We start from the raw sequence: 18,694 nt of genomic DNA, 5'->3' as shown, positions 1-18,694 counted from the left end.
AGGGCTAGCCATGCGCGCAGCTGTCATCGTTTTCCCCGGTTCCAACTGTGATCGGGATCTTGCCGTTGCCTTTGAACAGGCCGGGTTCCAGGTAGACATGGTCTGGCATAAAGATGCCGCTCTGCCCAAGGGCGTGGACATTGTCGGTGTCCCCGGCGGGTTTTCTTATGGAGACTACCTGCGCTGCGGAGCGATTGCCGCACAATCCCCGATCTGCAAGGCCGTGGTCGACCACACCGAGCGTGGCGGATACGCCGTTGGTATCTGTAACGGTTTTCAGATCCTGACCGAAACGGGCATTCTGCCCGGCGCTCTGCTGCGCAATGCGAACCTGAAATATATCTGTCGTACCGTAGGCCTGAAGGTCGCAACCAGCGACAGCGCCTTTACCCAAGGCTATAACGCTGGCGATGTGATCGGCATTCCGATTGCGCATCATGATGGAAACTATTTCGCGGATGAGGCTACATTGTCCACGCTCAGGGATCACGACCGGATCGCATTCACCTATACCGAGAATCCGAACGGCTCGGTTGGCGACATTGCGGGCATTCTGTCTGAAAACCGCCGTGTTCTTGGTATGATGCCGCATCCCGAACGAGCGGCAGACGAAGGGCATGGTGGCACCGATGGAACGGCATTGTTTCGCGCATTGTCGGGCATCGTCGCACCTGCGTGACTTGAGCTTGCATCTTAGCCCGCGTAACTTTCGGGGATGAGTTCCGACACACGCTCTACCTGGTCTGCACTGTTCAAACCGCTCCGCGCTGCGCCTCTTGGCTGGCCTTTGCGCGCGGCTGTTCTGGTGCTTTTGTTGGTAACGGTTGCGACGATATGGATAACCAACAGTCTGCTGACGGATCGGTTTACTGAATCCACGCGAAACCGGGCCGAGCTGCGCCTTGCTCTGTATTCCGGGAACCTGCTGAGCGAGCTGCGCAGAAATGCGATTGTGCCGCAGCTGCTGGCGCGGGATCCGACGCTGATCTCGGCGTTGCAATCCAGCGATTTTACACTGTCCACGCAGCGACTTATTTCTTTTGTCGAAGAGATAGGCGCCGCATCCTTGATGCTTTTAGACCGGGATGGCCGATCTGTTGCCGCAACTGATCGCAGCCGGTTGGGCGAGACGCACAGAAACGCGCCGTATTTTGTAGATTCCATTCGGTCAAACTCGACCATCTTCACCGTGATTGAAAAGGAATCCGGTGGTTACAGCTTTATCTATTCGCGCCGGATGGAGGCCTCGTCGGACATCCTTGGGGTCATAGTCGTCGAGGTTGATCTGCAAAAATTTGAGCGCGCCTGGGCAGGTATCTCCGATGCTGTTCTGGTCGCTGACAGTACGGGCACCATTATTCTGTCAACCGAACCGCAATGGCGCGGAGTAGAGGAGGGGGCTGCCATGCTGCGGCAGCCGCCGCAAAGTGCCATCCAGCGCGCTATCAGGGCCACGACCGATTGGACGGCTCTGCCCCCCGACGCCTATTTGCAGGGCGAGGCGGTGATCCGCATGGAGACACGCATTCCATTCCGCGGCTGGACGATGACCTCGTTCACGACCTACGCCTCGATCCGTGAGAAGGTAAACAGCGTTCTTGCATTGGAAATCATGGGTTTTGCGATTCTGTTGGCGCTTGCCTTCTATGCGCTCAGCCGTAGGGCCACGTTCAGAATGGCCTTGTTCCAGCGCGAGTCGGCAGAGCTTCGCGCATTGAACGCAAGGTTACAGCGGGAAATCGCTGAGAGGGAACGGGTTGAAAAGACGCTGGAAGTAGCCGAGCAGACGCTGGCCCAAAGCTCGAAACTCGCAGCCCTGGGCGAGATGTCTGCGGCCGTCAGCCACGAGCTGAATCAACCTTTGGCTGCAATGAAGACCTATCTTGCCGGCGCGCGTTTGCTGCTGCGACGGAACCGCCCCGAAGAGGCGCTGGCCAGCTTTGGCCGCATCGACGGTCTGATTGAACGAATGGGCGCAATAACACGCCAGCTCAAGTCCTATGCCCGCAAGGGTGCGGATGCGTTTTCACCAGTTAACCTTGGCGAAGCGCTCGCTTCGTCCCTCTCCATGATGGAGCCGCAACTGCGACAGAGGCACGTCAAGATTACGCAGATACTGCCGGAAGAAAGCGTACTAGTCATGGGCGACCGCATGCGGATCGAACAGGTGATGGTGAACCTCTTGCGTAATGCCTTGGACGCCACCAAGTCTGTATCGGAACCGGATGTTGAAATCATACTGGCCGCGGGTGACCAGGCGGTGCTGACTGTACGCGATAATGGCTATGGGATTGAAGACATCGAAAACCTGTTTGAGCCGTTCTATACGACCAAACAACCCGGCGATGGAGTCGGTCTGGGGCTTGCCATCTCATCCGGTATCGTGAACGACCATGGGGGACGGCTGACCGCGCGCAACAGCCAGCACGGTGGCGCGGTGTTTGAGATGCAACTGCCGATACTTGGAAGCGATGGCCTTGAGGCCGCTGAATAACGAGGAATGAATATGGCACAGGCCATGAAAATCGCCATTGTTGATGACGAACAGGACATGCGCCAGTCGATCAGCCAATGGCTGGCACTGTCGGGATATGACACTGAAACCTTTTCCAGCGCCGAGGATGCACTGAAAGTTCTGGGTCCGGATTATCCGGGTATCGTCATATCGGACATCAAGATGCCTGGTATGGACGGGATCCAGCTGTTGAAAAAGCTGATGGGCGCGGACAGCACCTTGCCGGTGATCATGATCACAGGCCACGGTGACGTGCCAATGGCGGTCGAGGCCATGCGCGTGGGTGCGTTTGATTTCCTCGAAAAGCCGTTTAACCCGGATCGGATGTCCGAACTGGCCAAACGTGCCAGCAATGCCCGCCGGTTGACGCTGGACAATCGGGCCCTGCGCCGCGAGCTGTCCGGTGGCACTCAGATCATGAACAAGCTCATCGGTGCCAGCCCCGTGATGGAGCGCCTGCGCGAGGATATTCTGGATCTGGGGCAGGCTGACGGTCATGTTCTAATCGACGGAGAAACCGGCACCGGGAAAACCCTGGTTGCACATGCGTTGCACGCTGTTGGCAGTCGCGCAGGCAAAAAATTTGTTCTGGTTTCGTGTGCTGCCCTCGAAGAAGAGGCCTTGGGAAAGCGTCTGTTCGGCCCGATGATGCCAGAAGACAGCCAGTTGCCCGCGATTGAGGAAGCCCGGGGTGGAACTCTGGTTCTGGAGGATGTCGAGGCGCTCAGCGATACGCTTCAGGCGAAACTGCTGAGTGTCATGAACGATCAGGGCACACCTGCCGAAACCCGCATCGTCGCCATTTCTAACCTGCAGGAAGCTGGGAAAACCAGCGAGGACGTTCTGCGCCCTGATCTGTTCTACAGGCTTGCAGCATTGCGGATCACAATGCCGCCGCTGCGTCAGCGCGGTGAAGACATTCTGACCCTGTTCACACGGCTGAGCGAGCAATTCGCTGAAGAATACGGCTGCGATGCACCTCAGGTCAGTGCGCAAGAGGCGGCTCAGCTTTTGCAAGCGCCGTGGCCCGGAAACGTACGGCAGCTGATAAACATCGCGGAACGTGCCGTGCTGCAATCCCGTCGCGGATCGGGGACGATCGCGTCTCTGTTGATGTCTGATCACGAAGAAATGCAGCCCGTGATGACGACCGAAGGCAAGCCGCTCAAGGAATATGTCGAGGCATTCGAGCGGATGCTGATCGACAATACCATGCGGCGACATAAGGGGTCGATTGCCTCGGTTATGGATGAACTATGCCTGCCGCGTCGGACATTGAATGAGAAGATGGCCAAATATGGCCTGCAACGTTCCGATTACCTGTGACGGGCTTGAGGCGATGCCTTTGTGGCCCTTTGGGTGATACCAAGTAATGTTTTTAGCTGGATAACGAGATCCCGACCGGTGGTCGGGGTCTTCAATGCAGTTTGCCCATTGTCTTTTCCACAGGACTGCTTTTATTGTAACCAGACGGGCTGGGCGGATTTGACGCCGAAAAGTCCCGATCTTTGAGATTCGCTGCTACGCCACTGGTGGAGACCAGGTCCCACACTGGCCAAGCAGACCGATTGTGCCCCTTACCGGGGTGATTGAACGCCTGAGCCCGCAGAAAAGCGGGCGAAAGGAATAAATGGGCAGGCAGCGGTCGTTCGCGCCTGTCGGAGAAGAACCGCGATGACGCGCGCGCAACGACTGAGTGTACGGGCAGGGGGCCACAGTGCCAGACCCTGCAGCGCGCCGTCTGAAATCGCCCTGACAAGACACCACCCCAAAAGCACCCATCCTCCTGGACGGGTTAGGACAACGCGTTTGGCGCGGTGCACTAAGGAAACATGGCTAAGAAAATGCTTATCGATGCCACCCACGCGGAAGAAACCCGCGTCGTGGTGGTTGACGGAAACAAGGTCGAGGAATTCGATTTTGAATCCGAAAACAAACGTCAGCTTGCTGGCAACATATATCTAGCAAAAGTTACACGGGTCGAACCCTCGCTGCAGGCAGCTTTTGTTGATTATGGCGGAAATCGCCACGGATTCCTGGCGTTCTCGGAAATTCATCCCGACTATTATCAGATTCCCGTCGCTGATCGCGAAGCTCTGATGGAAGAAGAGCGCGCCTATGCCGAGGCAATGCGTGCGCGTGATGAGGCTGAGGAAACCAAGCCCAAAAGACGCCGTTCGCGCTCGCGCGCCAAGGCTGCCGATATCAAATCGGATGATGCAGTGGAATCGGTCGAAGTCTCGTCCGAACCCACAGGCATGGAAACGATTGACCTGGATGAGAGCGATGAGGCCAATGATCCTTCTGTAGAAGAAGGAACATCTCCGGCCGATCATGTGGCAGAAACTCCTGTAGAAGAGCCGACGGACGAACCGGAGGCGGAAGAAGCAACCGCAGAAACTGAAGACGCGCCTGCGGAAGAAGTCGACCAATCAGATGCTAGCGCTGATCAGGACGGCACGGACAAAGAAGCCGAGGCGCAGGAAAGCACCGCGACTGAGACGGACGCGGATGACGCGACAAGCGCTGAAGCCAACGCCGAGGACGCCCCTGACGAGGCTGGCGACGACGAAGAAGAAAACACCCGTACGGACGCCACCGCAAAAGACGAGACCATTGAGTCGGTTGCCGACGAAGATGACAGCGAAGACATCCGTCCACCGCGCAAACCGCGCGCGCGCCGGTACAAGATTCAAGAAGTCGTCAAAGTACGCCAGGTTCTGCTTGTGCAGGTCGTCAAGGAAGAGCGTGGCAACAAAGGTGCAGCTCTGACCACTTATTTGTCACTTGCTGGCCGATATTGTGTTTTGATGCCGAACACCGCGCGGGGCGGCGGCATCAGCCGTAAGATTACCAACGCGCCTGATCGCAAAAAGCTTAAGGAAATTGCGGCTGAGATAGACGTCCCGACAGGGGCGGGTCTTATCATTCGGACCGCCGGGGCGAAACGCACCAAATCCGAAATCAAGCGCGATTACGAATATCTGCAACGTATGTGGGAACAGATCCGCGAGCTGACGTTGAAATCCATCGCGCCTGCGAAGATCTATGAAGAAGGCGACCTGATCAAACGGTCGATCCGCGATCTCTATAATCGCGACATCGACGAGGTTCTGGTCGAAGGCGAAGGCGGATATCGCATCGCCAAGGACTTCATGAAAATGATCATGCCGTCGCACGCCAAGAATGTGCAGCGGTACGAAGACGCGCTGCCATTGTTCGCGCGCTATCAGGTGGAAAGCTATCTGGCGGGGATGTTCAACCCGACGGTACAGCTGAGATCGGGTGGCTATATCGTGATCGGCGTGACCGAAGCGCTTGTGGCGGTCGACGTGAACTCGGGTCGGGCAACCAAAGAAGGCTCGATCGAGGAAACGGCCCTGAAGACCAACCTTGAGGCCGCCGAAGAGGTGGCTCGCCAGTTGCGCCTGCGTGATTTGGCCGGTCTGATCGTCATCGATTTTATCGATATGGACGAGCGGAAGAACAACGCCGCTGTCGAAAAACGCCTGAAAGAAAAACTGAAAACAGACCGTGCACGCATCCAGGTTGGTCGCATATCTGGTTTTGGTCTGATGGAAATGAGCCGACAGCGCCTGCGTCCCGGTATGTTGGAGGCAACGACACAGCCTTGTCCGGCCTGCCATGGTACCGGCCTGATCCGTTCGGATGACAACATGGCGCTGAGCATTCTGCGCCAGATCGAGGAAGAAGGCACGCGCCGTCGCTCACGCGAGGTGCTGGTGCGCTGCCCGGTCAGTATCGCCAACTTCCTGATGAACCAAAAGCGCGAGCATATCGCACAGATTGAGGCGCGCTATGGTCTGTCGGTTCGCATCGAAGGGGATGTGCATCTGGTAAGCCCTGATTTCTCGATGGAGAAGTTCAAGACCGCCAGCCGGATTGTTCCCGAAGCCAGTGCGCCGGTTGTATCGGTTGATGCCACGCTGATGGAAATGGTCGACGCCTCTGAAGAAGAGACCGTCGAAGAAGAAACGCCGCAGGCTGAAGATGAAACCAAACCCAAGCGCAAGCGCCGTCGGCGTCGTCGCAAGAAGGGCAATGGTGGTGCCGAGGGGCAGGATTCTAACGGGCAGGAGGCTGATGAAGATACAGCTGAAGCGTCCGAAGAAGCTGTGGAAGAACCTGCAACAGATGCCGTAGTAGCGGTGGAAGAGACGCAGGAAGAAGCGCCTGCCAAGCCTAAACGCCGCCGGGCTCCGCGTCGCAAGAAGAAGGACGCCGAAGATGCCGAGACGATAACCGAACAGGTCGTCAAAGCTGAACCAGAGGCCAAGGTCGAAGCTGAAACGGAAGCTCCGGCAGAAATCGAAACTGTCGAAGCCGAAGCAGCACCGAAACAGGAAACGGTTTCGGAAACTGCCGTGCCGACAGAAGAAACGCCGGAAGCGGCAGAGCCTGTTCAAGAGGTTGTTGCGGTTGAAGCCACTGAGGAACCAGCAGTAGAAGTCACAGAGCCTGTGCTGGAAGTGGTTGCGGATGAACCGGAAACGCCATCGGAGCCTGCCAAGCCAAAACGGCGCGGTTGGTGGTCGTTGGGCCAGTAACTTGAAAAGGCGGGCCTCAGAGCCCGCCTTTTTCTTTGATTGGCCTCAAACGGACTTCTGGATGATGTAGACCTGATGCCCGTCAGATTCTTCCTGTGACAGCAAGCGATGTCCACTTTCCATGCAGAAATGTGGAACATCAATGACTGCAGCGGGATCATCCGCCAGCACTTTCAAGACCGCTCCCGCGGGCATTGACTTGAGCCGTTTACGGGCCTTCAGGACGGGCAGAGGGCACAGCAGCCCCAACGCGTCCAGTGTCTCGGTTTGGTTTGACATGTACCTGAGATATTTCCACTTTCAGACGGTGTCCAGCGTGCAACCACGAGGATGTGACCGAATGGCCCCGTGACGCGGGCGACTTCATGACATATGTGCTGAAACATGTTCGGAATTGATATCATTGACGCAGGGCTGTTGCCCGCCATGTTCATCGCATTGCTCGGTGGGTTGATCAGCTTTTTATCGCCCTGCGTGCTGCCGATTGTGCCGCCCTATCTCGCCTATATGAGCGGCGTCACGATCAACGAGATGCAGGATGAGGTCCGTGCACGCAGAAAGGCGACACTTTCGGCGCTGTTCTTTGTTATGGGGCTGTCCACGGTGTTTCTGTTGCTTGGCTTCACAGCCTCTGCGTTTGGGGCGTTCGTGCTGCAGAACCAGGTGCTGTTCGCCAAGATCTCAGGCGCGGTTGTCATCATTTTTGGCCTGCATTTTCTGAACGTCTTCCGCATCCCATTCCTTGACCGTGAGGCCCGGATCGAAGCCGGCGACAGCGGCGGGTCTGTCTTTGGGGCCTATATTCTGGGTCTGGCCTTCGCCTTTGGCTGGACGCCCTGTATCGGCCCGCAATTGGGTGCGATCCTGTCGTTGGCTGCCTCCGAGGCATCCGTGGCACGTGGGACATTGTTGCTGGGCGTCTATGCAGCGGGTCTTGGCATACCTTTCCTGCTCGCCGCGATGTTCCTGAACCGATCCATGTCGGTGATGAACCGAATAAAGCCCCATATGGCACTGATCGAGAGGATCATGGGTGGCCTGTTGCTGTTTGTTGGTATCATGCTGATCACCGGCCTGTTCACTGAGTTCAGTTGGTGGCTGTTGGAAGCCTTCCCGGCGCTGGCAAACTTTGGGTAACCCTCTTATCTGACTTACTTTGGCTGTAATGCTGCGCTAACCTGCGTCGCAGAAGGTAAGACCATGAGCAGTCAGACAAATCAGCCTCGGGTGAAACGGCGTAGGGTATTCTATATTCCCGGGTATGACCCGATCCCCCCACGGCGCTATCGCGAGCTCTACCGCAGTGAAAGCGCAAGACAGGCGGCTATTTCAGGGTATGAAATCTCGGTCTCGCCCAAAACCGGAGAGGGCTTGTATGGATGGCACGTCCATTCGGTTCAGGACGGGGCTGAAGTTCACACAGATGTCGAGGTGCTGGTCTGGTCCGACATCGTACGCTCCAGCATGTCGAACTCGATTGCGGCCACCTATCTGCAGATGCTGCGTACGGCATGGATCTATATCTCGACCGGCGTGTTATGGCGCCTGATGCGATTGCGCAAAGGTCCGGTGATAGCCGCGCTTTATCCGATCGTGATGCTGATCGCACAGCTTTTGGTCGCAATGGCTGTGGTCATCGGGCTGACAGTTCTGCTTGCGCCGATCCTGTCTTTGGTGGCGTTGGTTCTGTCTATTGGTGTTGCCTATGTGCTGATGCTGTGGTTCCGGAAAATCGACAACAAGCTGTTCGTCTATTACCTGATGCACGATTACGCCTATTCAGCGGCTTCAGGCGGTAAAACACCTCCTGAATTGACCGGACGACTATCGGAGTTCACAAATGCGATTGCCGCAGCTCTTACCGATGAGACGGATGAGGTTCTGATCGTCGGCCACAGTTCCGGCGCTCATCTGGGTGTCACGGTTCTGGCCGATCTGATCCGATCCGGACGGGTGGGCACAGACGGGCCAGAGCTGTCCTTTCTGACATTGGGGCAGGTGGTTCCCATGGTCTCGTTCCTGCCCAACGCATATGATCTGCGCGCGGACCTGAGGTTTCTTTCGAAACGCGAAGACTTGGCTTGGGTCGACATTTCTGCACCCGGGGACGGCTGCGCATTCGCTCTGTGTGATCCTGTCGCTGTAAGCGGGGTCGCGGATGCCGATCAGCGCTGGCCTTTGGTGTTATCTGCCGCGTTTACGCAAACGCTGTCAGCAGAACGGTGGCGCGCCCTGAGGTGGCGGTTTTTCAGACTGCATTTCCAATATCTCTGTGCCTTTGATCACCCGGACAGGTACGATTATTTCCGCGTGACTGCCGGGCCTCTGTCGCTTGGGCATCGGTTCGCCGATCGCAAACCTTCGGGATCCCGGATTGTGCGATCTGTATCCAAGTATGTTTCGGTGCAAGCATGACCCCGCCAAAGCCCACATCGCGGTCAGACAGGGTTTCGCTGTGGCGCTATTTCAGGTTGTTTCGCAAGGACATCCTCTCGGCACAGCCGCAGCGATTGTACCGCGCATGGATGGCCGAGTTTAAGACGCCGTTCTTTCGATCATATCTGACGAACCAACCAGAACTTGTTGAAACCGTCCTGAAAAAACGCCCCGATGATTTTCCGAAATCAGACCGTATTGGCGAGGGTCTGCGGCCGTTGCTGGGGAATTCGGTCTTTCTGACCAATGGTGAAAACTGGAAACGCCAGCGCCGGGTTATCGACCCGGCGTTTGAGGGCGGGTGCCTGAAAGATACCTATCCGGCCATGGTTCAGGCGGCAGAGGCCTGCGTCGCGCGTCTGCGCGGACAGGCCGGTTCTGTCATCGAGTGCGAAGAGGTCACCAGTCACGTCGCCGCGGATGTGATCTTTCGAACGCTTTTTTCTGTACCGATTGAAGACCGCGTTGCGTCTCAGGTTTTTGAGAAATTCCGAACCTATCAAAGAGAGCAACCGCTGTTGAATTTGGCGGCGTTTCTGCCTCTGCCCAAATGGATGCCGCGGCTACATTCCAGAAAAACTCGCAAGACCGCGCGTGAAATCAGGACGCTGATCACCGAAATGACCGCTCAACGCGCGAGGATGATTGAGGCCGGGCAGGCGCCGCATGATCTGGCAACAAAGATCATGACAACGGCTGATCCCAAGACCGGCAAGTGTTTTGACACGCAGGAGATGGTTGATCAGGTGGCGATCTTCTTTCTGGCAGGCCACGAGACCAGCGCTTCTGCGTTGGCTTGGGCGTTGTACCTTTTGGCGACCCACCCGGATTGGCAGGACAAGCTGGCGGCCGAGGCGCAAGGGCTGGACCTATCCGATTTTACCTCCGTATCGCTGTTGAAGCTCAGCCGCGACGTGTTTCGCGAAACGCTGCGCCTGTACCCTCCGGTCCCGATGATGGTGCGAGAGGCCACATGCCGCGAAAACTTCAGGGGCCGGGCGATTAAACCAGGCTCGCAGATAGTCATCAGCCCATGGCACCTGCATCGGCACGAACGTCTGTGGGCAGACCCCGACGGGTTCGACCCGTCCCGCTGGGCTAAGGGCAATGAGGAAAGTTGTCCCAGAGAGGCTTTCATCCCATTCTCGGCCGGGTCGCGCATTTGCATCGGTGCCGGTTTTGCAATGGTCGAAGGTCCGTTATTGCTGTCGTCACTACTGCGGAAGTTCAGGTTCGAAATCTCGGACATGCCAGAGCCGGTTCCGGTGGCTCATCTGACCGTCAGATCCAAAGATGGAATTTGGTTGCGCCTGGTTGAGCGCTAACAAACTACCATCGGCATGCTCCATGCTGTATGCGGTTGAAAAACGCGGAATCATTTCGAACGGGAAAGTCATATGTCCAAAACACAACAGCGCGAGCAGATGTCCAACGGTGCCGGTTTTATTGCAGCACTGGACCAAAGTGGCGGCTCGACCCCCAAGGCGCTGGCGCTTTATGGGGTAGACGCGTCAGAATACGGCTCGGACGCAGAGATGTTCGGCGAAATCCAGAAGATGCGCGCGCGTATCATTCTGGCGGATGGCTTCACAAACGACAAAGTCATCGGCGCGATCCTGTTCGAACGCACGCTCGGCGAAGAGATTGATGGCCGTAAAGTCGCAGATTTTCTTTGGAACGTAAAAGGCATTGTTCCGTTTCTGAAGATCGACAAGGGCCTCGAGGATGAGGCCGATGGCGTTCAGGTCATGAAACCGATCCCCGGTCTGGCCGACACTTTGGCTAAAGCCGAAGGCGTTTTCGGCACTAAGGAACGTTCCGTGATCCATGAGGCCAACGCCAAAGGCATCGCAAACGTTGTAGCTCAGCAGTTCGATGTGGCGCGTGAAGTCGTTGCCGCCGGGTTAGTTCCGATTGTCGAGCCCGAGGTGAACATCAACTCGACCACCAAAGCCGAAGCCGAAGCAATTCTAAAATCGGAAATCTTGCAGAACCTAGATCAGTTGGATGATGGTCAGGATGTCATGCTTAAGCTTACCATCCCCAGCCAGGCTAATCTGTATGACGATCTGGCTGACCACCCCAGAGTTTTGCGGGTCGTAGCCCTGTCCGGCGGATATTCGACCGAACAAGCCTGTGATCTGCTGGCGCAGAATAGCAAGATGATTGCGTCTTTCTCTCGTGCGCTGACCGAAGGACTGTCGAAAAAGCAGTCAGATGCCGAATTCAATACGGCCCTCGGCAGCAATATCGATAAGATTTCTCGCGCCTCTGCCTAAGCTGCGCTATTTCGGTTTAGTGAAATCGCGGCGCATCTGCGCCGCTTTTTCCCGCATAGAACACTCGGTCGCATGATCGTTTACAAGACCCATGGCCTGCATGAATGCAAAAACCGTGGTCGGGCCCACAAACTTCCATCCCCTCTTTTTAAGGTCTTTGGACATGGCAATAGATTCAGCCGAAGTTGAGGCTGTTTGCGGCGCTGGCGGTGAACTGGCCTCATAGCGCCAGACATAAGCTGCAATCGACCCCTCAGCTGCCACCAGCTCCTGGGCACGCCGGGCGTTGTTGATGACTGCTTCGATCTTTCCGCGATGCCTGACAATGCCTGCATCCAGCAAAAGACGGGTGACATCTGCCTCATCAAACTTCGCTATTGCGTTGTAATCAAAATGTTTAAATGCTTTTCGAAAGTTCTCGCGTTTGGAAAGAATGGTGCGCCAGCTGAGGCCGGACTGAAAGCTTTCAAGGCACAGCTTCTCAAACAAACGCTGATCGTCGCTGACCGGATAGCCCCATTCATTGTCGTGATAGTCGAAAAACTCTGGCGCAGACTGACACCATACACAACGCGGTTGACCGTCTGGGCCGGTAACTGTTTCGCTCATCACTAAGTTCCCTTTTTGTTCTGGTATGAGCATAGGCATTTTCCAGAGGCCAAATCAAGAACGGAAAGTCAGCCGCGATACCAGTTCAGAATATAAACGCGTATTGCCGAAGCCAATCCAACCTCAGGGTCACGGTTAAAATCAATTTCCGCAGCTAAGGCATTGATTGCCATATCTTTATCAGCTGCAATGGCACGAAAGGATTTCCAAAACTCGTCCTCAAGAGATACCGAGGTTCGATGACCTTTAAGCGTCAATGAGCGTTTGATGGGACGTCCACTCATTTGTCGATCTCGTGCCCATCCAAGTCGCGCCGCGACTTTTCCAGATGTTTTTTACTTGCGTCTTTCTCGGCTTTGTTGCGCCCAAATGACACGGCGTTCTGGTCGGCGCGGGCCTTTTTCTCGGCCCGCGCCTTGTCTTTTCTGTACCGGTTCAGATTGACCGGCTTTGCCATCAGTCCTTGGGCCCAATCATTTGTTCGGGGCGCACAACCGCATCAAAGGTTTCGGCGTCGACAAAGCCAAGCGCGATGGCCTCTTCCTTGAGGGTGGTGCCGTTTTTATGCGCGGTCTTGGCAACAGTCGTTGCGTTGTCGTACCCAATGGTTGGTGCCAGCGCGGTGACCAGCATCAGCGATTCCTTCATCAGCTTTTCGATGCGTGGTTCGTTGGCCTGAATGCCTAGCAACATCCGCTCGGTAAAGCTGTCTGTGGCATCACCAAGCAACTGGATCGACTGCAAAAGATTGTAGGACATCATAGGGTTATAGACGTTCAGTTCGAAATGCCCCTGGCTGCCGGCGAATTTTATGGCGGCATCGTTGCCCATGACATGTGCTGCGACCTGAGTCAGTGCTTCGGCTTGTGTTGGGTTTACCTTGCCTGGCATGATGGACGATCCGGGCTCATTCTCAGGCAGGATCAATTCGCCCAGACCGGAACGCGGTCCAGATCCCAAAAGTCTGATATCATTTGCAATTTTATAGCAGCTGCCAGCAATGGTCGCCAAAGCACCCGATAGGAAAACCATCGCATCATGGGCGGCCAGCGCCTCGAACTTATTCGGAGCGGTAACAAAGGGCAGGCCGGTGATATCTGCCATGTTCGCAGCGACCGCTTCGCTCCACCCGGATTGAGTGTTCAGGCCAGTACCAACAGCAGTTCCGCCCTGGGCAAGCTCGTAAATTCCCGGCATCGCGGCGTTGACCCGTGCGATACCTTGACGAATTTGATGGGCGTAGCCGCCAAATTCCTGACCCAGTGTCAGCGGCGTGGCATCCTGCGTATGGGTCCGGCCGATCTTGATGATGTCTTTGAATTCTTCGGCCTTCTGCTCCAGCCCCGAGGCCAGCTTTTCCAGACCCGGCAGCAGAACGTCCCGAACGCTCATACCTGTGGCGATATGCATGGCCGTCGGGAACGTGTCGTTCGAGGACTGGCCCATGTTGCAATGATCGTTCGGATGAACCGGGTCTTTTGTGCCGATTGTACCACCCAGGATTTCGATAGCCCGGTTCGCAATAACCTCGTTCGAGTTCATGTTCGACTGGGTGCCGGATCCTGTTTGCCAGACGACCAGCGGAAAGTTGTCGTCGAACTTACCTTCAAAAACCTCACCCGCGGCCTGAATCACCGCATCCGCAATCCGCGCGTCCAGTTTCCCTGTCGACTTGTTCTGCATGGCGCAGGCTTTTTTGATCACACCCAATGCCCGCACGATGGCCACAGGCTGTTTTTCCCATCCGATCGGGAAGTTCATAATCGAACGCTGGGTCTGTGCACCCCAATATTTGTCTGCGGGAACTTCCAACGGGCCAAAGCTGTCGGATTCGGTGCGGGTTTGAGACATCGGTCACTCCGTCATGTATACCATTGCATGCCAATTACAGTCAGCAGCGTCGCGGTGCAATCGGCCAGTTGCGCGCACCATAAACTTATGCCTGACAAAGGTATAGGCGCAGAGCTGCGTCATTTTTCTCGTCGCAATCGCCATCACCACCATTGTACGCGCCGGTGGGTGAGCTACTATAGAGTCAGAGCACGCCGGAGGCCGCAATGCGTCTGAATCACCCGACCACATGCCTGAAATTCATTATATATTCCTTTGCCACCGTTCTGTGGGCCTCCTTGGTGGTAAATCCGCTTCATGCGGCAGATATTGAGCCCTTTGTTGGCAGCTACGTTGGGTCTGCCAATGTTGTCGATGCAAACGGGACCGAAACACCTCGTGATATGAGTGTGTCAATCCAGGAATTGAAGAACGGGTTCAATGTTAGTTGGAAGACGACAACTTACAAACTGAATGGCCGCGTCAAGGAACAGGCATTCTCGATTGATTTTCAGACCTCGGACAGATCGGACATCTTTTCCGCGGCCATGAAGCGCAATGTATTCGGCCATGAAGTTCCGCTTGACCCGATGCAGGGGGAACCGTTCGTCTGGGGCCGGATTGAGGGTCAAACTCTGACCGTGTTTTCGTTGTTCATTGCAGAAAATGGCGGCTATGAGCTGCAGCAATATGACAGAACGCTGGCAGAAGGCGGTCTGAACCTGTCATTTTCCCGTTTCCGCAACGGTACCAAATCACGTTCCGTAGAGACGTTCCTGACGAAAGAGTAAGCCCCGCGAACCGCGAGGCTTTCCAGCGCATATACTATTTTCTGAAGCTGTCCAGCGACACGACATCAGCGTCATGCTGTTGCGGTTCTTCTTCGACCTCGATTATCTCATCGTCCATCGGATCAAAGTCATCCTCTTCATCCGGGCTTTCAAAACGCAGGCCAAATTCCACAGAGGGGTCGACAAATGTTTTGATCGAGGCATAGGGAATGTACAAAGGTTCCGGCGCGTCGCCAAAGTTGAGCGTGATGGCAAATCCGCTTTCGCCGACCTCAAGATTTTCGAACCAATGCTGCATCACGACAGTCATCTCTTCCGGATAACGATCATGCAGCCAGTCGGCAATTTCCACGCCGTCACACCTGGTATCAAACGTAATGAAAAAGTGGTGCGCACCCGGCAGGCCATTTTCTGAAACGCTGGTCAGAACCGTCTTGATCAACCCGCGCATGGCGGTGTGCATCAGGTTCCCATAGTCGATGTCTTGCGACATGTGTCATCCTCAAAAGTGGCTTCCCTAAGCATAAGGGATTCCTTTGGAAACGAAAGGCCGGTTACACGCTGACTGTTCAGAGAAAAAACAGGCCGGTGCCAGCAGCTAGCATAACCATTAGCGTAAGCGCCATGCCGAATTTAAGTTTAAAAATCAACGCTCCGGCGAAGACAGTCAGCACAGCAGCTTTCACATCCAATGAGGTCAATTCAGGCCAGGGCAGGCTGATTGGTCCAAAGGTTTTATTTGGCAGTTCTGAAAACAGCACATTCAGGGCAAACCACACGGATAGGTTGAGAATCACCCCAACCACAGCAGAGGTAATACCTTGCAGGGCCGCCGATAACCGGGGCCGCGCAGCGATGTGGTCAAGATAGGGGGCTGTGAGGAATATCCACAGAAAGCAGGGAACGAATGTTGCCCAAAGTGCAACGATACCTGCGGCGATGGCCAGCATCGATCCGCCCGAGATCTGACCGGTCAGCATAGCGACAAATTGTGTTACCAAAATCAAAGGCCCCGGTGTCGTTTCCGCCAGACCAAGCGCGTCGATCATCTGATCTGTGGATATCCAGTTATACTGATCCACAACGGTCTGCGTCATGTAGGCTAGAACAGCGTAGGCCCCGCCAAATGTCACAACTGCGAGGCGGGCAAAGAACCAGCCAAGATCGCTGAGAAGTTTCTGACCAGAAAGACTTAACAGCCACAACGGGCCAAGCCACAGAACCAACCAGATCGACGCGTTCCGCAGCACTTCGCTTAGGCGCGGGGTGGGGGTGTCGACCGGTCGGGCGGCGACGCCGTTGAAGCTCAGATACCCCCAAAGGGCTGCCGCCGCGATGATCGCGGGGAAGGGGAGGTCGAACAGAAAGATTGCCAGAAACGCGAGGCCCGAGATCGCACGATGTGAGACGTCCGACAGCGCTTTGCGGGACAGGTTTCGCAGGGCCTGTAGCACGATGATGATCACCGTAGCTTTGACGCCGAGAAACGCGGCCTGCACCAGAGGAAGCGCGCCATAGGCCGCGTATAGTGCCACCAATGCTGAGATAATGATCGCACCGGGCAGAACAAACAGGCTGCCTGCGATCATACCGCCCGAGACGCCGCGCAGACGCCAGCCGGAATAGGTTGCAAGCTGCATCGCCTCGGGGCCGGGCAGCAACATGCACAGCGACAGAGCCCGAAGATAGGTTTCTTCGTCCAGCCAGGGACGCCTTTCGACGAGTTCCTGATGCATCAATGATATCTGGGCTGCCGGGCCGCCGAAGGACAGCAATCCAATGCGGCCGAACACTCGGATGAGTTCAGGATATGTTGGTGTGCTCATTTCTCGACTGCCGGCCAATCATGTTTCTCATCAAACCCGTCGCGGGCCCAGAGATACAAGGCATCGTACAGATGCATCCCGGCCTCGATGGCCTGATGGTCGTCTTTATATAGGCGCGATAGCCCCACCGAGACCGCAAGAAGCCCGGCTGCTTCGGGCGCCAGATCATGCCTGTTCGTATCCGCGGCCCGGACAACTGTCGCAAGCCTGTTCATTGCGGGCGTAGCAAGCTGGAAATCTTTTACCAAAGCATCAAATGTGCAGTTATCCCCACGATGGCTCCAGCGGACGCCCTCAACATCGAACGGGGTGGCGTTAAAGACTTCGGATACCTTTGCCACTTCGGATGGGGCAACAAACAGAAAACGTGCGTTGGGGTCGATGAAACGCCGGATCAACCAGGGGCAAGCAATGCGATCAATCTTAGGCCGATGGCGCGTTACCCAGAGTGAAGGAGACGCTGGTATATCTGCAAATGGGATGCGCGGTGCATCGGGCGTCTCGCGCCAAGCATACATGCCGCCTTCCAGATACTCAGCGGCCACGCCTTCACTCCTCAGCCAGGAAACAACAGCCTGACTCAGCTTTTTGCCCTTTTGGCAAATGATGATGCAGGGGCGGTTAGCGATGAGCCCCTTCAGCCCATCCAGATCCTTCGCCGGATGACGAACCGAGCCCGGTATCAGATAAGGGTCCTGTTCAAAATCGGTGTCAGTGCAGATGTCCACTAGAACAGGCGCCCGGGACGTTCCGATCAGACGTAACAGTTGTTTCGATGTTATAGCATTAGGCGCAGGCATGGCATGTCTCCTGTGATCGACGGATACATGCGAAACTTGGGCTGTCGCCTCACGGGGCGTTCGCAATCTTACCCCATAGGCTTTGCTACCGCGACAAGCCAGTCGGGGTCAAGATTGCGAGCTCATTTCCTAGGCCCAGTCCAGCCGTTGACCAGTCATGCATACGGGCAGGGTGTCCTTGGGAAACTGACCAAGCTGTTCAAATAAGGAAATGAAGTCAAACTGGTTATACGCCTCGACAATACGACCTTCTTTAATGCGGCCAATCATACTGCCAGAGGCCTGCAGTGGTGCGCCGTTATCGGCGCGTGTTGTGCTGACCTGCAATATCGCCGATACCCAATCGCCATTTTCGATGATTTTGGGCAGCTCAACATGGATATCGCCCAGAATGTGGCGAAACGCCATGACCAGATCCCGAAAATCATCGGCCCCCACCTGCATTTCCGGAATCAGTCCTTCGGCTGTCGTTTCCGGCGCGAAATACCGATCAATCGCATCGGTATTTCCGTTTTCCCAAACCTCTGAATACCATTCTCTGAGTATATCTGCGTGTGACATCCCAGCTCTCCTTTTCCTCACGGGCCGAGCATGACGCGAATGAGTGAACAAACTCTGAACGTGAACACAGACAGGGTTAAACAGCAGACATTTAAGGGAAAATGCAGGTTTCTGTTGCCAGGTACCTGCGAACCCCGCCTTACGCTGCTAGGCGCAAGGGCTTAAGTTTCGGTCTTGCTACTGCTTACGCAGCAACTGCAACCGGAGCACGATTGTCATTTGCAATTGTACTGTTTGGGCCGGTACGGTGGCACCCCGCCGAGACAAAGCTAACCCCTTTAGACGTTCGTCGATCCTATTTCGGCCCCGCGATCCTCAAATGAAGGATATTGGTGGAGCCGCCGGGTACCGCCCCCGGGTCCGATCCGCTTATTACGAGCGCGTTTATGTCCATAGTCCCGAAGGACATCCCTTATATAGGTGAGCCACAAGGGGAAAGCAAACCCCATACTTCAACTAAAAGACGGATTATATAATAA

At 55.7% G+C, this 18,694-nt stretch carries 18 protein-coding genes and 1 other RNA gene; 9 read left to right on the top strand and 10 right to left on the bottom strand.

The window, feature by feature from the left end:
* Positions 1–10 precede the first annotated feature (10 nt).
* The 4 genes from purQ (at position 11) to AC2FIZ_RS03420 (ending at position 7,083) form a co-directional block, all read left to right on the top strand.
* Positions 11–679: a phosphoribosylformylglycinamidine synthase subunit PurQ gene (gene purQ / locus AC2FIZ_RS03435; protein WP_271946978.1), complete on the top strand. Its 669-nt coding sequence runs from the start codon at positions 11–13 to the stop codon at positions 677–679.
* A gap of 36 nt (positions 680–715) precedes the next feature.
* Positions 716–2,494, top strand: coding sequence for a sensor histidine kinase (locus AC2FIZ_RS03430; protein ID WP_142633963.1), 1,779 nt, complete (start codon positions 716–718; stop codon positions 2,492–2,494).
* A 12-nt stretch (positions 2,495–2,506) separates the two neighbouring features.
* Complete coding sequence (locus tag AC2FIZ_RS03425; protein ID WP_142633961.1) at positions 2,507–3,841, top strand: sigma-54-dependent transcriptional regulator; 1,335 nt, start codon at positions 2,507–2,509, stop codon at positions 3,839–3,841.
* A gap of 506 nt (positions 3,842–4,347) precedes the next feature.
* On the top strand, positions 4,348–7,083 hold the full coding sequence (locus AC2FIZ_RS03420) for an Rne/Rng family ribonuclease (RefSeq protein ID WP_282027423.1): 2,736 nt from the start codon (positions 4,348–4,350) through the stop codon (positions 7,081–7,083).
* Between the two features lie 45 nt (positions 7,084–7,128).
* Here AC2FIZ_RS03420 and AC2FIZ_RS03415 read toward each other — a convergent pair whose 3' ends face one another.
* Entirely contained in the window at positions 7,129–7,362 is a 234-nt protein-coding gene (locus AC2FIZ_RS03415; RefSeq protein WP_142633957.1) for a sulfurtransferase TusA family protein, read from the bottom strand.
* A gap of 105 nt (positions 7,363–7,467) precedes the next feature.
* Here AC2FIZ_RS03415 and AC2FIZ_RS03410 point away from each other — a divergent pair, with 105 nt between their 5' ends.
* The 4 genes from AC2FIZ_RS03410 (at position 7,468) to AC2FIZ_RS03395 (ending at position 11,798) form a co-directional block, all read left to right on the top strand.
* Entirely contained in the window at positions 7,468–8,220 is a 753-nt protein-coding gene (locus AC2FIZ_RS03410; RefSeq protein WP_281994656.1) for a cytochrome c biogenesis CcdA family protein, read from the top strand.
* Between the two features lie 63 nt (positions 8,221–8,283).
* Positions 8,284–9,498, top strand: coding sequence for a hypothetical protein (locus AC2FIZ_RS03405; RefSeq protein WP_281994655.1), 1,215 nt, complete (start codon positions 8,284–8,286; stop codon positions 9,496–9,498).
* Positions 9,495–10,844 (top strand): cytochrome P450, encoded by a 1,350-nt coding sequence (locus AC2FIZ_RS03400; RefSeq protein ID WP_281994654.1) that lies wholly within the window; start codon positions 9,495–9,497, stop codon positions 10,842–10,844. The genes AC2FIZ_RS03405 and AC2FIZ_RS03400 overlap by 4 nt, the downstream gene beginning before the upstream one ends.
* A gap of 72 nt (positions 10,845–10,916) precedes the next feature.
* A complete protein-coding gene (locus AC2FIZ_RS03395; RefSeq protein WP_281972141.1) occupies positions 10,917–11,798 on the top strand; it encodes a fructose bisphosphate aldolase in 882 nt (293 codons plus the stop codon).
* Positions 11,799–11,804: 6 nt separating this feature from the next.
* Here AC2FIZ_RS03395 and AC2FIZ_RS03390 read toward each other — a convergent pair whose 3' ends face one another.
* The 4 genes from AC2FIZ_RS03390 to fumC form a co-directional block, all read right to left on the bottom strand.
* Positions 11,805–12,407, bottom strand: coding sequence for a DNA-3-methyladenine glycosylase I (locus AC2FIZ_RS03390; RefSeq protein WP_282021276.1), 603 nt, complete (start codon positions 12,405–12,407; stop codon positions 11,805–11,807).
* A gap of 68 nt (positions 12,408–12,475) precedes the next feature.
* Positions 12,476–12,691, bottom strand: coding sequence for a ribbon-helix-helix domain-containing protein (locus tag AC2FIZ_RS03385; RefSeq protein ID WP_142633946.1), 216 nt, complete (start codon positions 12,689–12,691; stop codon positions 12,476–12,478).
* On the bottom strand, positions 12,688–12,864 hold the full coding sequence (locus tag AC2FIZ_RS03380) for a DUF4169 family protein (RefSeq protein ID WP_142633944.1): 177 nt from the start codon (positions 12,862–12,864) through the stop codon (positions 12,688–12,690). The genes AC2FIZ_RS03385 and AC2FIZ_RS03380 overlap by 4 nt, the downstream gene beginning before the upstream one ends.
* Complete coding sequence (gene fumC, locus AC2FIZ_RS03375) at positions 12,864–14,258, bottom strand: class II fumarate hydratase (protein WP_142633942.1); 1,395 nt, start codon at positions 14,256–14,258, stop codon at positions 12,864–12,866. The genes AC2FIZ_RS03380 and fumC overlap by 1 nt, the downstream gene beginning before the upstream one ends.
* A 206-nt stretch (positions 14,259–14,464) precedes the next feature.
* On the opposite strand from fumC, the gene AC2FIZ_RS03370 reads away from it, so the two are divergent.
* Positions 14,465–15,028 carry a hypothetical protein gene (locus AC2FIZ_RS03370; RefSeq protein ID WP_271947005.1) on the top strand — a complete coding sequence of 188 codons (564 nt, stop codon included), beginning with the start codon at positions 14,465–14,467 and terminating at the stop codon, positions 15,026–15,028.
* Between the two features lie 34 nt (positions 15,029–15,062).
* On the opposite strand, the gene AC2FIZ_RS03365 is transcribed toward AC2FIZ_RS03370, so the two are convergent.
* The 5 genes from AC2FIZ_RS03365 to ssrA all read right to left on the bottom strand — a co-directional run bounded on the left by AC2FIZ_RS03365 (position 15,063) and on the right by ssrA (position 18,661).
* Positions 15,063–15,521 (bottom strand): SspB family protein, encoded by a 459-nt coding sequence (locus AC2FIZ_RS03365; protein ID WP_281972137.1) that lies wholly within the window; start codon positions 15,519–15,521, stop codon positions 15,063–15,065.
* A 76-nt stretch (positions 15,522–15,597) separates the two neighbouring features.
* Positions 15,598–16,854 carry a chromate efflux transporter gene (gene chrA, locus AC2FIZ_RS03360; RefSeq protein ID WP_281994651.1) on the bottom strand — a complete coding sequence of 419 codons (1,257 nt, stop codon included), beginning with the start codon at positions 16,852–16,854 and terminating at the stop codon, positions 15,598–15,600.
* Complete coding sequence (locus AC2FIZ_RS03355) at positions 16,851–17,654, bottom strand: chromate resistance protein ChrB domain-containing protein (RefSeq protein WP_496790602.1); 804 nt, start codon at positions 17,652–17,654, stop codon at positions 16,851–16,853. Before AC2FIZ_RS03355 ends, chrA begins: the two co-directional genes overlap by 4 nt.
* 129 nt (positions 17,655–17,783) lie before the next feature.
* Entirely contained in the window at positions 17,784–18,215 is a 432-nt protein-coding gene (locus tag AC2FIZ_RS03350; protein ID WP_142633933.1) for an ester cyclase, read from the bottom strand.
* Positions 18,216–18,315: 100 nt separating this feature from the next.
* Positions 18,316–18,661: a transfer-messenger RNA gene (ssrA, locus tag AC2FIZ_RS03345) on the bottom strand.
* Positions 18,662–18,694 lie beyond the last annotated feature (33 nt).

The organism is Ruegeria sp. CDSB022 (assembly GCF_059611145.1).
This window is presented reverse-complemented; position numbering and strand designations above follow the sequence as displayed.

Excerpts from the sequence above, each read along its gene's own strand:
- AC2FIZ_RS03385 (WP_142633946.1), bottom strand. The coding sequence starts at position 12,691 with ATGAGTGGACGTCCCATCAAACGCTCATTGACGCTTAAAGGTCATCGA.
- AC2FIZ_RS03380 (WP_142633944.1), bottom strand. The coding sequence starts at position 12,864 with ATGGCAAAGCCGGTCAATCTGAACCGGTACAGAAAAGACAAGGCGCGG.
- chrA (WP_281994651.1), bottom strand. The coding sequence starts at position 16,854 with ATGAGCACACCAACATATCCTGAACTCATCCGAGTGTTCGGCCGCATT.
- AC2FIZ_RS03355 (WP_496790602.1), bottom strand. The coding sequence starts at position 17,654 with ATGCCTGCGCCTAATGCTATAACATCGAAACAACTGTTACGTCTGATC.
- AC2FIZ_RS03400 (WP_281994654.1), top strand. The coding sequence starts at position 9,495 with ATGACCCCGCCAAAGCCCACATCGCGGTCAGACAGGGTTTCGCTGTGG.
- AC2FIZ_RS03410 (WP_281994656.1), top strand. The coding sequence starts at position 7,468 with ATGTTCGGAATTGATATCATTGACGCAGGGCTGTTGCCCGCCATGTTC.
- AC2FIZ_RS03430 (WP_142633963.1), top strand. The coding sequence starts at position 716 with ATGAGTTCCGACACACGCTCTACCTGGTCTGCACTGTTCAAACCGCTC.
- AC2FIZ_RS03365 (WP_281972137.1), bottom strand. The coding sequence starts at position 15,521 with ATGTCGCAAGACATCGACTATGGGAACCTGATGCACACCGCCATGCGC.
- purQ (WP_271946978.1), top strand. The coding sequence starts at position 11 with ATGCGCGCAGCTGTCATCGTTTTCCCCGGTTCCAACTGTGATCGGGAT.
- fumC (WP_142633942.1), bottom strand. The coding sequence starts at position 14,258 with ATGTCTCAAACCCGCACCGAATCCGACAGCTTTGGCCCGTTGGAAGTT.
- AC2FIZ_RS03370 (WP_271947005.1), top strand. The coding sequence starts at position 14,465 with ATGCGTCTGAATCACCCGACCACATGCCTGAAATTCATTATATATTCC.
- AC2FIZ_RS03390 (WP_282021276.1), bottom strand. The coding sequence starts at position 12,407 with ATGAGCGAAACAGTTACCGGCCCAGACGGTCAACCGCGTTGTGTATGG.
- AC2FIZ_RS03350 (WP_142633933.1), bottom strand. The coding sequence starts at position 18,215 with ATGTCACACGCAGATATACTCAGAGAATGGTATTCAGAGGTTTGGGAA.
- AC2FIZ_RS03395 (WP_281972141.1), top strand. The coding sequence starts at position 10,917 with ATGTCCAAAACACAACAGCGCGAGCAGATGTCCAACGGTGCCGGTTTT.
- AC2FIZ_RS03420 (WP_282027423.1), top strand. The coding sequence starts at position 4,348 with ATGGCTAAGAAAATGCTTATCGATGCCACCCACGCGGAAGAAACCCGC.
- AC2FIZ_RS03415 (WP_142633957.1), bottom strand. The coding sequence starts at position 7,362 with ATGTCAAACCAAACCGAGACACTGGACGCGTTGGGGCTGCTGTGCCCT.
- AC2FIZ_RS03405 (WP_281994655.1), top strand. The coding sequence starts at position 8,284 with ATGAGCAGTCAGACAAATCAGCCTCGGGTGAAACGGCGTAGGGTATTC.
- AC2FIZ_RS03425 (WP_142633961.1), top strand. The coding sequence starts at position 2,507 with ATGGCACAGGCCATGAAAATCGCCATTGTTGATGACGAACAGGACATG.